The organism is Micromonospora sp. AB353, from assembly GCF_049538395.1.
GTDB classification, from domain to species: domain Bacteria; phylum Actinomycetota; class Actinomycetes; order Mycobacteriales; family Micromonosporaceae; genus Micromonospora; species Micromonospora aurantiaca.
On the sequence record NZ_JBMVFV010000068.1, the window covers coordinates 1 to 12,616 of the forward strand.

The 12,616-nt window shown below is 70.9% G+C and carries 11 protein-coding genes; 4 read left to right on the plus strand and 7 right to left on the minus strand.

All coding sequences use genetic code 11. The features are described from left to right. Positions 1-12: 12 nt before the first annotated feature. Positions 13-393, minus strand: coding sequence for an Rv2175c family DNA-binding protein (locus ACPCK6_RS23095; RefSeq protein WP_135241310.1), 381 nt, complete (start codon positions 391-393; stop codon positions 13-15). Between the two features lie 130 nt (positions 394-523). Here ACPCK6_RS23095 and pknB point away from each other — a divergent pair, with 130 nt between their 5' ends. Both pknB and ACPCK6_RS23105 read left to right on the plus strand, forming a co-directional pair. Continuing rightward, positions 524-2,509 carry a Stk1 family PASTA domain-containing Ser/Thr kinase gene (gene pknB, locus ACPCK6_RS23100; protein WP_423482200.1) on the plus strand — a complete coding sequence of 662 codons (1,986 nt, stop codon included), beginning with the start codon at positions 524-526 and terminating at the stop codon, positions 2,507-2,509. Beyond that, positions 2,506-3,375: a deoxyribonuclease IV gene (locus tag ACPCK6_RS23105; RefSeq protein ID WP_396882305.1), complete on the plus strand. Its 870-nt coding sequence runs from the start codon at positions 2,506-2,508 to the stop codon at positions 3,373-3,375. The genes pknB and ACPCK6_RS23105 overlap by 4 nt, the downstream gene beginning before the upstream one ends. Positions 3,376-3,489: 114 nt before the next feature. Here ACPCK6_RS23105 and ACPCK6_RS23110 read toward each other — a convergent pair whose 3' ends face one another. The 4 genes from ACPCK6_RS23110 to ACPCK6_RS23125 all read right to left on the minus strand — a co-directional run bounded on the left by ACPCK6_RS23110 (position 3,490) and on the right by ACPCK6_RS23125 (position 8,375). After that, complete coding sequence (locus ACPCK6_RS23110) at positions 3,490-4,509, minus strand: threonine aldolase family protein (RefSeq protein ID WP_423482214.1); 1,020 nt, start codon at positions 4,507-4,509, stop codon at positions 3,490-3,492. Between the two features lie 60 nt (positions 4,510-4,569). After that, complete coding sequence (locus tag ACPCK6_RS23115) at positions 4,570-5,976, minus strand: class II 3-deoxy-7-phosphoheptulonate synthase (protein ID WP_013475760.1); 1,407 nt, start codon at positions 5,974-5,976, stop codon at positions 4,570-4,572. 57 nt (positions 5,977-6,033) lie between these two features. Beyond that, positions 6,034-6,567 (minus strand): hypothetical protein, encoded by a 534-nt coding sequence (locus ACPCK6_RS23120; protein ID WP_396882306.1) that lies wholly within the window; start codon positions 6,565-6,567, stop codon positions 6,034-6,036. Positions 6,568-6,740: 173 nt separating this feature from the next. After that, positions 6,741-8,375, minus strand: a complete 1,635-nt coding sequence (locus ACPCK6_RS23125) for a glycosyl hydrolase family 18 protein (RefSeq protein WP_396882307.1) — start codon at positions 8,373-8,375, stop codon at positions 6,741-6,743. Positions 8,376-8,518: 143 nt separating this feature from the next. On the opposite strand from ACPCK6_RS23125, the gene ACPCK6_RS23130 reads away from it, so the two are divergent. Continuing rightward, on the plus strand, positions 8,519-9,007 hold the full coding sequence (locus tag ACPCK6_RS23130) for a glutathione peroxidase (RefSeq protein WP_396882308.1): 489 nt from the start codon (positions 8,519-8,521) through the stop codon (positions 9,005-9,007). Positions 9,008-9,080: 73 nt separating this feature from the next. Here ACPCK6_RS23130 and ACPCK6_RS23135 read toward each other — a convergent pair whose 3' ends face one another. Together ACPCK6_RS23135 and ACPCK6_RS23140 are read right to left on the minus strand one after the other, a co-directional pair. Beyond that, positions 9,081-9,884 carry an SGNH/GDSL hydrolase family protein gene (locus ACPCK6_RS23135; RefSeq protein ID WP_396882309.1) on the minus strand — a complete coding sequence of 268 codons (804 nt, stop codon included), beginning with the start codon at positions 9,882-9,884 and terminating at the stop codon, positions 9,081-9,083. 68 nt (positions 9,885-9,952) lie between these two features. After that, complete coding sequence (locus ACPCK6_RS23140; RefSeq protein ID WP_423482201.1) at positions 9,953-10,339, minus strand: DUF2203 domain-containing protein; 387 nt, start codon at positions 10,337-10,339, stop codon at positions 9,953-9,955. Between the two features lie 130 nt (positions 10,340-10,469). Here ACPCK6_RS23140 and ACPCK6_RS23145 point away from each other — a divergent pair, with 130 nt between their 5' ends. After that, positions 10,470-12,599, plus strand: a complete 2,130-nt coding sequence (locus ACPCK6_RS23145) for a UvrD-helicase domain-containing protein (RefSeq protein ID WP_423482202.1) — start codon at positions 10,470-10,472, stop codon at positions 12,597-12,599. The last annotated feature ends 17 nt before the right edge of the window (positions 12,600-12,616 follow it).

Genomic DNA, 12,616 nt, shown 5'->3' on the forward strand with positions numbered 1-12,616 from the left:
CGGGAGGGAGGGTTAGAAGGCGACGGCCTGGGCTCGGCGTTTGACCTCGCGGGCCAGGTCGCCGCCGAGGGCTACGGCGGGGGTGCCGGGAAGACTGGGGTCCTCCCGGTAGAGCCAGCGCAGCGCCTCCTCGTCGTCGTACCCGGCGTCGGCGAGCAGGTTGAGCACGCCGGGCAGATGCTTGAGCACGGTGCGGTTGGCCACCAGGTCGGCCGGGATCCGGCGGACGCCGTCGCGGCGCACCGCGATCAGTTCGCGGTCGCGGATCATCTGGTGCACCTTGCTGATCGACAGGTCCAGGCGCTCGGCCACGTCGGGCAGCGTCAGCCAGCCGGCCGGGTCGGCCGGTCCGGCCAGGTCGGGGCCGGTCTCGGCGGGTACGGAATCGGTCACCCGACCACCCTGCCACGTGCCCGCCGGGCGCGGCGCGCGGCACCCCGCACCGTGGCGGTCCCCCCGTGTCGCAACCCGGCGGTAGCATCCTGTTCTACCTTCACCCTTCCGACACATAGACTGCCTGCCGATGGACACACAGGTCGCCGACACGTTGCTGGGCTCGCTGATCGAGGGGCGCTACCGCATTCGCGGGCGCGTCGCCCGTGGCGGCATGGCGACCGTGTACACCGCCACCGACGAGCGCCTGGAGCGCACCGTGGCGGTCAAGATCATTCACCCGACCCAGGCGCCGCAGGCCCGGGCCCGGATGGCCGGCTTCGTCGAACGCTTCACCGACGAGGCGAAGACGATCGCCCGGCTCACCCACCCGAACGTGGTGGCGGTCTACGACCAGGGCATCCACGCCGGCCTGCCGTACCTGGTGATGGAGTACGTCCGCGGCCGCACGCTGCGCGACGTGCTCGCCGAGCGCCGCCGGCTGAACCCGGACGAGGCACTGGCGATCACCGAGCAGATGCTCGCCGCGCTCGCCGCCGCGCACCGGGCCGGCCTGGTGCACCGCGACGTCAAGCCGGAGAACGTGCTGGTCGCCGAGGTGCCCACCGGCGGCAGCCGCAACCTGGTCGACAGCGTGGTCAAGGTGGCCGACTTCGGGCTGGCCCGGGCCGTGGAGGCCAGCGCCGAGGACGAGAACGGCAACCAGCTCATGGCGACCGTGGCGTACGTGGCGCCGGAGCTGGTCACCCAGGGCCACGCGGACCCGCGCACCGACGTCTACTCGGCCGGCATCGTGCTGTTCGAGATGCTCACCGGCCGGGTGCCCTACGACGGCGACCGTCCGGTCGAGGTCGCGTGGCAGCACGTCGACCGGGACGTACCGGCGCCGTCGACGCTGGTGCCGACGCTGCCGCCGGCCCTCGACGCGCTCGTCGCCCGGGCCACCCGGCGGGATCCGGCCGGCCGCCCGGCCGACGCCGCGGCGCTGCTGAGCGAGGTGCAGGCGGTCCGCGACCAGATGGGCGACCCGCAGGCGCACACCACCGTGCTGCCGCAGCTCAGCGACGACACCGCGGTGCTGAGCCAGCCGACCCAGATGGTGGCCGCGCTCCAGCCGGTCGAGCGCCCGGCGTGGGCCCGGCTGCCCGAGAGCGGTGCCGCGCAGCGCCCGCACCGGCGCCGCGCCGTCGACCAGGACGTTCCGGGGACCGGGTTCGCCGCCCTGCGTACCCGGATCATGGGCTCGCCGCGCGGACGGCTGGCCGTCGCCGCGGTGGTCGTGGTGCTCGGCCTGGTCGCCGCCGGGGGTGGCTGGTGGTTCGGCGTGGGCCGCTACACGGTCGCGCCGCAGCTGGTGAGCCTGACCAAGGCCGACGCGGAGGCGCGGGCCGAGCGCGGCGGCTTCACGCTGCGGTACGCCGCACCGCGCTACGACGAGAACGTCCCCAAGGACACGGTGCTCGGACAGGATCCCGGCTCGGCCGCGCGGATCGTCAAGGGCGGCACGATCACGCTGACCCTGTCGCTCGGTCCGGAACGGCTGCCGGTGCCGGACGTGGTCGGCAAGGACTACGCGCTGGCCCAGGCCGAGCTGGAGGGCGTCAACCTGGTCGTGGCCAAGGGCTCCTCCCGGTACGACGACGCCCTGCCGGCGGGTGTGGTGCTGGCCACCGACCCGAAGGTGGGCACAGAGGTCAAGCCCGGGGCGAAGGTGACGGTGATCCTCAGCAAGGGTCGCGCCCCGGTGACGGTGCCCAACCTGGTCGGCAAGAGCCTCACCGAGGCGCGCACCATCCTCGCGCAGCTCGGGCTGAAGCCGGTGGAGAACGTCAAGGACTCCGACAAGCCGAAGGACGAGATCCTCGGCCAGAGCCCGGCCGACGGCACCGGTGTGGAGAAGGGCGCCCAGGTCAAGCTGGAGATCAGCAAGGGCCCGCCGCAGGTGGCCGTGCCCCGGGTGATCGACATGCCGTGCCAGCAGGCCAAGCAGACGCTGGAGAGCCAGGGCTTCCCGGTCAACGTCCAGCTCAACCCGAACGGCATCGTCCGGATCCAGAACCCGCCCGAGAACACGCCGGTGCCGCCGGGTACGACGATCACGGTGACGTGCCTGTGAGCGGATGTGACGGCCGCCGCCGGGTGGGGTCGCACACCCCCACCTCCGGCGGCCTGGCCCGGGCGGCCCTGCCGTACGCGGACGCGGCCGGGTCCGAGGTGGTGCAGGTCTACGTCTCGAACTCGCGGGGCTGGGCGCTGCCGTCCGGTGACCCGGCGCAGGACGCGTCGTTCCGCGACGGGTGCGGCGAGCGCGGCCTGCCCGTGTTCATCCACGCGTCGCTGCTGGTGAACCTCGGCTCCCCCACCCCGGCGACAGTCACCCGGTCTGCCGAGACCCTGGCGCACGCGCTGCGCCGGGGCCGGGCGATCGGCGCCGAGGGTGTGGTGTTCCACGCCGGCAGCGCCGTCGACGCCGGTCACGCCGATGCGGCCCTGCGGCAGGTCCGGGAGGCGCTGCTCCCGCTGCTCGACGAGGTCGCGGCCACCGGCGGGCCGATGCTGCTTGTCGAGCCGAGCGCCGGGGGCGGCCGGTCACTGGCCTCCCGGGTCGAGCACCTCGGCCCCTACCTGGACGCGGTCGACAGGCACCCGATGCTCGGGGTCTGCTTCGACACCTGCCACGCCTGGGCGGCCGGTCACGACCTGGCCGCCGAGGGCGGCATGACCGCCACGCTCGACACGCTGGTCGCCACGGTGGGCGCGGACCGGCTGCGGCTGGTGCACGCGAACGACTCGAAGGACCTGTGCGGCTCCACCCGGGACCGGCACGAGAACATCGGCAAGGGCACCATCGGTGAGCCGGCGTTCGCCGAGCTGATGCGCCATCCGGCGACCGCCGGTGTGCCCGTGCTGGTGGAGACCCCCACGGAGAAGCACGTCGGCCACGCCGCCGACATAGCCACCCTGAAGCGCCTCCACCCCTGACGGCGTTCCCTGTCAGCTCCCTCCAAGACCGCGGTGATCAAGGAGTTTGTGTCCCGCCACGGCGCGGATGAGGACACGAACTCCTTGATCGACGAGGCGAGAGCAGGGCGGGGGTCAGGCGCGCAGGGCGGTGTTCAGGATGGTGGCGGCGCGGTCGATCTGCGCGTCGGTGACGTCCAGGTGGGTGACCAACCGGGCGGTACGCGGGCCGAGCACCGAGATCAGCAGCCCCTCCGCCCGCGCGGCCGCCGCCAGCGCGTGCGCGTCCAGCGGGTGCTTGGTCAGGTCCAGCGGCACGATGTTGGTCCGCACCGCCGACGCCAGCACGCCGTGCGGGGCGACCGCCTCGGCCAGCCGGGCCGCCTTCACGTGGTCGTCGGCGAGCCGCGCGACGTGGTGCGCCAGCGCGTACCGGCCGGCGGCGGCCAGGATGCCGACCTGCCGCATGCCGCCGCCCATCCGCTTGCGCAGGAACCGCGCCCGGGCGATCTTCTCCGCGCTACCCACCACCAGCGAGCCGACCGGCGCGCCGAGGCCCTTGGAGAGGCACACCGAGAGGGTGTCGAACAGCACGCCGTACTCGGCCAGCGGCACCCCGTCGCTCACGTGCGCGTGCCAGATCCGGGCGCCGTCGCAGTGCAGGGCCACCCCGTGCTCGTCGGCGACCTCACGCATCCGGCGCAGCGTCGGCAGCGGGATCACCCCGCCGCCGCCCCGGTTGTGGGTCTGCTCCACGGCGATCGCCCGCGTGGGGACCGCGAAGTAGCCGTCCGGCCGGATCATCCCGGCCACCACGTCGGGGTCCAGCTCCGCGCCCACCGCGGGCCAGGTCCGCGAGGAGATCCCACCGTTCGCGGCGGCAGCACCGACCTCGTACGTGACCACGTGCGCGTCGGCGTCGCAGAGCAGCTCGTCGCCGGGCGGTACGTGCAACTGGAGCGCGAGCTGGTTGGCCATCGAGCCGCTCGGGGCGAAGAGCGCCGCCTCGTGGCCGAACAGCGCGGCCACCTCGGTCTCCAGCGCGGTGACCGTCGGGTCCTCGCCGTAGACGTCGTCGCCCACCTCGGCGGCGGCCATCGCCTCCCGCATCCCCGGCGTCGGCCGGGTCACGGTGTCCGTCCGCAGATCGATCAACTCACCCACTGAGCATCCCTTCGGCTGCCGACTGCGGGGCTCGCAAGCTCGCTCCTCGCGTCAGCCACGGAGCATCTCCGCCACCAGGAACGCCAACTCCAGCGACTGCTGGGTGTTCAGCCGGGGGTCGCAGGCGGTCTCGTACCGGTCGGGCAGGTCGAGGTCCTCGATGCCCTGGGCGCCGCCGAGGCACTCGGTGACGTCCTCGCCGGTCAGCTCGACGTGCAGGCCACCCGGGTGGGTGTCCAGGCCGCGGTGCACCTCGAAGTAGCCGAGCACCTCGTCCACGATCCGGTCGAAGTGCCGGGTCTTGTAGCCGTTCGAGGACTCGTGCGTGTTGCCGTGCATCGGGTCGCACTGCCAGACGACCTTGGCGCCGGCGGCGGTGACCTTGGCGACGATCGGGGGCAGCGCGTCCCGCACCCGGTGGTTGCCCATCCGGCTGATCAGCGTGAGCCGGCCGGGGATGTTGTCCGGGTTGAGCTTCTCGCAGAGCTCGATCGCCTCGTCCGGGGTGGTCGTCGGGCCGAGCTTGACACCGATCGGGTTGGCGATGCGGGAGATGAAGTCGATGTGCGCGCCGTCGATCTGCCGGGTCCGCTCACCGATCCAGAGGAAATGCCCGGACAGGCCGTACGCCTTGCCGTTGGAGATCCGGGTCAGCGCCCGGTCGTACTCCAGCGCCAGCGCCTCGTGCGAGCAGTGCAGCGTGACGGTGCGCAGCGCCTCGTCGTCGGTCATCCCGCAGGCCCGGATGAAGGCCAGCGCCCGGTCGATCTCGCGGGCGATCGCGTCGTAGCGCTCGCCGGCCGGGGACCGCCGGACGAAGTCCTTGTTCCAGTCGTGCACGGCGTGCAGGTCGGCCAGCCCGCCGGCCAGGTACGCGCGGAGCATGTTCATCGCGGCGGCCGAGTTCGCGTACGCCCGGATCATGCGCTGCGGGTCGGCGACCCGCGCCTCCGGCGTGGCCTCGAGGGAATTGATCATGTCGCCGCGGTAGGCGGGCAGCCCGCGGGCGTCGGTCGGCAGGGACCGGGGCTTGGTGTACTGGCCGGCGACCCGGGCGACCTTGACCACCGGCAGCGACGCGCCGTAGGTGAGCACGATGGCCATCTGGAGGAGCGTGCGGGCGTTGGCGAGCAGGTGGCTCTCGGTGTTGTCGGCGAAGGTCTCCGCGCAGTCACCGCCCTGGAGCAGGAACGCCTTGCCCTCGCAGACCAGTGCGAGCCGCTGCCGCAACTGGTCGACCTCGTAGGGCGCGACCACCGACGGCACCGTGTCCAGCACCCGGCAGACCTCGGCGACCTGGGCCGGGTCGTCCCAGGGCGGGGTCTGCGCGCGCGGCAGCTCCCGCCATCGGTCGAGGCCGAGGGCCGCGTCCTCGGCGGAGTCGGCGGTCGGGCGGCTGGTCTGCAGACCAGGGCTGCCCACGGCGGGGTGACTCAGCTGATGCCACTCATGGCGCATGAAGGAAAGCGTACGGCGACCGTCGCGATCACTCGCCGCCGAGGGGGATGGTTCCGGTCACTGGGAGGCAACCGGTGAGGGCGCCGTCGCCGGCGGTGCCGGCACCGCCGGGTCGGCGTTCGGCTCGGCCGCGCTCCCGCCGGGCACCTCGCCGGAGATGCACCAGTCCGCCCCGTTACGGGTCACGGTGAACAGCAGCGACCGGGCGGCCTTGCGCGAGCCGGCGGCAACGGTGACCGAGGCGCTGACCTCCTGGCCGTTCGGGCCGGAGCGGACCTCGGTGATCGTCGCCTCGGGCACCGTGAAGTGGTCGGCGAAGTCGCCGTTCGGGCCGGTGGCGGCGGAGTCGAAGGCGGCGTGCATGGGCGCGCAGAGCTGGCTGCGGCCGGCGGCGGCGTCGCGGGCGGTGAGCGCGTCCAGGTACGCCTGCACACGTTCGCGGCTCTTGGCCGCCGCCTCCTCGGCCGGCGCCTTCCCGCTGGGCGGGGTGTCTCCGCCGTCCTGGCCGCCCGAGCCGCAGGCGGCCAGCGCCGCGGGCAGGAGCGCGAGGACGGCGAGCCCGGCGAACCGGTCCCGGTGGCTGCGACCCATCTGTCCTCCCGTCGCGTGGACTCGTCGAGCGGCGAGTGTGCCACACCCGGCCCGCGCGGCCGGGTGACTCCCCATCCTGACCCGGATCGGCGCGCTCGGCCAGGACGGCACGCGGGCGGGGAGGGGCCGGTGCGGCCCCTCCCCGCCGGGTGGGTGGTGCGTCGGCCCTCGGCTCAGCCGAGACCGCCCTTGATGGCGCCGATCAGCTCACCGTTGCTGGTGTCACCGGAGAGCTCCCAGAAGAACGCGCCACCGAGGCCCTGGCTGTTGGCGTAGCTCATCTTCCCGCCGATGGTCGACGGGGTGTCGTAGCTCCACCAGTTGCTGCCGCACTTGGCGTACGCCGTGCCGCCGACGGTGCCGGTGGCCGGGCAGCTGTTCTTGAGCACCTTGTAGTCCTCGATGCCGGCCTCGTAGGTACCAGGTGCCGCGCCGGTGGCGCTGCCGCCGGGTGCGGCCTGGGTCACGCCGGTCCAGCCGCGTCCGTAGAACCCGACGCCGAGCAGCAGCTTGCTGGACGGTACGCCCTTGGACTTGAGCTTCTGGATCGCCGCGTCCGACCAGAAGCCCTGCTGCGGGATGCCGGCGTAGGAGTAGAGCGGCGAGTGCGGCGCGGTCGGCCCCTGCGCGTTGAAGGCGCCGAAGTAGTCGTACGTCATCGGCATCAGCCAGTTGAGGTTGTTCGCGGCGCCGGCGTAGTCGGTGGCGTCGATCTTGCCGCCGTTGCTGCCGTCGGCGGTGATCGCCGCGGTGACCAGGAAGCTGGAGCCGAACTTGCTCCGCAGCGCCGAGACCACGTTCTTGAACGCGTTCGGGCCGCTGCTGTCGCACTGGAGGCCGCAGGCGTTCGGGTACTCCCAGTCGATGTCGATGCCGTCGAAGACGTCCGCCCAGCGCGGATCCTTGACCAGCGAGTAGCAGGAGTCGGCGAACGCGGCCGGGTTCTGCGCGGCCTGGGTGAAGCCGCCGGACCAGGTCCAGCCGCCGAAGGACCAGAGCACCTTCAGGTTCGGGTACATCTTCTTCAGCTTGCGCAGCTGGTTGAAGCTGCCGCGCAGCGGCTGGTCCCAGGTGTCGGCGACGCCGTCGACGCTGTCCGCCGCGGTGTACGCCTTCTCGTAGTCGGCGTAGCTGTCCCCGATGCTGCAGCGGCCGCCGGTGGTGTTGCCGAAGGCGTACAGGATGTGGGTCAGCTTGGCGGCCGAGCCGCTGGTGTGGATGTTCTTGACGTGGTAGTTGCGGGCGTAGACGCCCCACTCGGCGAAGTAGCCGACGATCTTCTTGCCGCCGGGCGGCGGCGTGGTGGGCGGCTGCGTGGTCGGCGGGGCGGTGGTCGGCGGTGCCGTGGTGGGCGGCGCGGTGGTCGGCGGCGCGGTGGTCGGCGCGGTGGTCGTCGGCGTGCCGCCACCGGTGCAGGAGCCGCCGTTGATCGTGCAGCTCACCGGCGCCTTGTACGCGCCGGTGCCGTTGTAGCCCCAGCTGAAGCTGGCGCCGGGGGCGAGCGTCGACGCCCAGCTCTTGTTGACCGCCACGTAGCGGTCACCGCTGCGGGTGATGTCGGCGTCCCAGGAGCTGCTGATCGAGGTGCCGGAGGGCAGCGTGAACTCGATGCGCCAGCCGTTGACGGTGGAGCTGGTGCCGTTGGTGACTGTCACCCGTCCCTCGTGGCCGGTCCCCCAGTCCTGCACCTTGGCGAACGTGGCGGTGACGCTGCCGGCAGCCGACGCGGTGGTCATGGGCACCGCGGCGACCGCGAGCGCGACCACGGCGCCGGTGGCCCACAGGGCCCGGCGGAGCGATCTCTTCATACGGCGTCCCTCCAATAGTTAGGAAACTTTCCAAATTGATTGCTGAGACGCTACTCACGCCGTCACCACTTAGTCAAGATGTCGATGCATCGATTTCACGGGTGGCGCGGGACGGTGGGCGCAAAGGCCCGTAGCCTCGTCCCATGACCGTTTTCGACGTCCAGATCGACGCCCTCACCGGCGGCCCGGCCGACCTCGGCAGCTACCGCGGCCGCGCCCTGCTCGTGGTCAATGTGGCCTCCCGCTGCGGCCTCACCCCGCAGTACGCGGGCCTTCAGGAACTCGCCGACACGTACGCCGGACGCGGGCTGACCGTGCTCGGCGTGCCGTGCAACCAGTTCGCCGGCCAGGAGCCGGGCAGTGCCGCCGAGATCGAGGAGTTCTGCCAGGTCAACTACGGCGTGACGTTCCCGCTGACGGAGAAGGTCGACGTCAACGGGCCGGACCGGCACCCGCTCTACGCGGAGCTGGTGTCCACGCCGGACGCCGAGGGGCACACCGGCGACGTGCGCTGGAACTTCGAGAAGTTCCTCGTCGCGCCGGACGGCACGGTGGGCGCCCGGTTCGGTCCGCAGGTCACGCCCGAGGCCCCCGAGCTGCGCGCGGCGATCGAGAAGGTTCTGCCGGCCTGAAGAGGCACACCCGCCGCCGGGCACGGCGAAGCGGCACGCCCCCACGGGAGGCGTGCCGCTGCCGTGGACCGGGTCAGCCGGCGGCGGCCCGGAAGACCGGGTAGTAGCCGCCGGACTGCCCCGCGGCCGTCGGGTGGTACGACTTGCTCAGGCTCAGCACGTTCAGCGCGTGCAGCCACTTGGTCCCGTAGCTGCACAGCTGGTGGCCGACGAAGATGGAGCGGACGTCGGCGAAGGTGAAGCCGGCCGAGACGGCGGCCGTACGGGTGATGTCGTCGAGCAGGTTGATGCCCTCGTTGATCTTCGCCCGGGACGTCGCGCTGAGCCCGACGCAGGTGGTGCCGAGCTGGTAGAAGACCGGGTAGCCGACCACCACGACGCGGGCCGAGGGCGAGCGGCTCTTGATGCCGTTGTAGACGTTGGCGAGGCGGCCCGGCATCGAGGTGCGAGCCACGTTCATGGCGGACTGCACGGCCGCCACGCACTGGGTCTCCCCCTGGAGCACGCAGGTGCTCATGATGTTGGCGAAGCCGACGTCGTTGCCGCCGACCGTGACGCTGACCAGCGTGGTGGTCGAGGAGAGCGCGGAGAGCTGGCTGTTGATGACGTCCGCCGTGGTGGCGCCGGAGCAGGCGACCGAACGGTACGACGCGGGCTTGATGTTGGTGTTGTAGAGCGCCGGATAGGCGTTCGTGCTGCGTAGACAGTTGCCGCTCTCGGAGGTGTAGCTGTCGGCGCCGACGCCGGAGGCGTACGAGTCGCCGAGCGCGACGTAGCGGTCGGACGGGGCCGCCTGGGCGGGGGCGGCCAGAGACAGAGTGACCCCGACCGAGGCGGCCAGGGTCAGGGCGAGGGTGGCAAGACGGGATCTCCGCACGTCGCACTCCTGGGGGCGTGAAGTGGTGGTGAGAGATAGATATCAATAAGATCACAGCGCATGGAAGATCACCGATTTGCGGTTCGGCGCGCATAGCGACTTACGCCGACAAATCGTTGCCGGTCTCGCGCACCGCACCGAAGGTTTCCGCCAGCGAGGACGAATCGACGCAGATCAGACGCGGACAGGGCGGCTCGGGCCGGGCGGCGGCCGGCGAACCCGCACTCGACCCGGTGATACCACCGGATGTCGGTGTCGCCCTCCAGCCAGCACCACAGCACCGCACGGCCGTCGCGCTCACCGGGGAAGTCGAGCAGCACCGGGGCGATCCCCTTGACCGCGATCTCGTGCTGGTGGAACTCGTCCACCACCACGTGCAGCCGCGCCTCCAACGCCTTCACCTCGGCCAACCCGCCGAGCGCGCTGACGCCGTGATCAGCCAGATCGACCCGCAACTCGCTGGTCGAATCCCGAGAAATCAAGATCGTGAGGGCAGCGGAGGGCGCACGTCCCGGCCTAGGATCGAACGGCGCAATTCCTGAACTACAGCACAGGATCGCAGAGGCACGAGAGGTGGAGAGCCGGATGTACGACCACCGCTTCACTCCCATCTTCAACGACTGCATCCAGCGCTACATGTCGCGGCCAGAGATTCTCGCCGCGCTATCGCAGACGTTGACTGAGCTCTCGGTGAAGCCGTTCGGCAATCCCCGGCTGCAGACGCACGCCGTGCGTAGAGCACAGCCGGAGACGTTCACCTCGTACGTCACCAATCAGGGGCACCGACTGATCTGGCGACGGATCGGAAGCGTAATCGTGCTTCTGCTTTTCGGCGAGCATGATGCCGTCTACCGTCGCGCCGAGCGGCTGCGACTCGAGATCGACGACACACAGAACGTATTGCGGGTCATCGACCAGGATCCGGAGACCGGGCGCGGCGTGCCGTACACCAAGCGCCGGGCCGAGGAGGGGCGCCTCTTCATGGCCTGGAACGATGCCGAACTTGCCGCCTTCGGCTTCCAACCGCAAGAAATCAAGGTGCTTCGCCGCCTCAACGCCGATTCCGACCTGACGTCCCTCGACGCGCACATGCGACAGCAGGCATGGCAGACAGCGATGAACCTGGCGATGTACGGCGACCCGGACGGCGAGCCGACCACGCCGGTGATCGAGGACGAGCCGGCTCTTGTGACCGAGCCGAACGCCCCAGTGGACGAGCAACTCTCTGAGGCGCTGAGCACTCCACAGACCAGCCCCGAGTTCGTGCCGATTCCTGCAGACCGGCTCGCCGAATGGCTGGCCAAGCCGATCGAAGACTGGATGGTCTACCTCGACCCAGCCCAGCAGGATCTGGTCCACCGAACGTACAGCGGGCCGGCTCGGATCCGTGGCGGCGCAGGGACCGGAAAGACGGTCGTCGCCCTGCACCGGGCCCGGGCCCTGGCCCGGCTGGGCAGAAAGGTCCTGATGACCACCTACGTGCGGAACCTGCCCGAGGTCTACCAGCAGATCTTCGCTCGGTTCGCGCCCGCAGAGCGCGAGTTGGTGGAGTTCGCCAACGTGCACCGTTGGGCGCTGCAGTATGTGCATCGGCACGGCGCGTCGATGAGGGTCGACCCGCGCGAAGCTGACAAGGCCTGGCGTGGCGCGTTCAACCGGGTGGTCACCACAGCCAGTCCGCTCAAGAAGGCGGGGCTCAGCTCCGCGTACCTGCGGGAAGAGGTGGACTGGGTCATCCGTGGCCGGGCCCTTTCCGACCTGGACGCGTACCTCGCCTTGGATCGCACCGGGCGCGGAACCCGGCTGTCCAGCGAACTCCGTGCCGACGTATGGCAGCTGGCTACGGAGTACGCAACGGAGTTGAGCAACCGTGGGGTCGCCGACTTTACGGACGTGCTCCTCCGGGCTCATGAGGTCGCCAGGCACAGCCCGCCCGAATATGACGCGGTGATCATCGATGAGGCCCAGGATCTGACTGATGCCGCCTTGCGTCTCCTCTACGCGCTGGTGGGCGATCGGCCCAACGGCCTTCTGCTAGTGGGTGACGGACAGCAGTCTATCTACCCCGGCGGCTTCAACCTGGCATCCGTTGGCGTCCAGGTACGAGGGCGTTCCCACGTCTTGACGCACAATTATCGCAACACGCGACAGGTGTACGCGGTCGCTCAGGCGATCGTGGACGGCCATCCGTTCGACGACGGGGGCGACCGGCCTGAGCCAGGACTTCGCGCAGTCGAAGTGTCCCGCACTGGCGCTCCCCCAGTCTTCTCAGCCAACCAGACCGAGGAGGACCACGATCTGGCCCTCGCCGCAGCGATCGATTCCGTGATCGCGGACGGCACCGGGATCGGTGACCTCGCTGTCCTCGTTCCGACTCATGCGCTCGCACGTCGCTACACGGATCTGATCGATTCAATGGGGCTGCCGACCCAACGGCTGGAGGACTATGACGGCAACCCCACCACGCTCGTCAAGGTCGGCACCTACCAGCGGGCAAAGGGACTCGAATTCAAGCAGGTCTTCCTCCCTCGGCTCGACGCTGACGGGCTTTCGGAGCGCCTGTCCCGTGGCGAAGACTCCGACGCACACGCGGAAAGGGTTGACCTGATGCGGCGCCAACTGTTCGTGGCGATGACCCGGGCCCGCGACGGACTCTGGCTCGGCTGGGTCGGAGCACCCAGCTCGTTGCTACCGCCGTCGTTGACGGGTAAGTAGGCAGTGCCTGCTCGCGA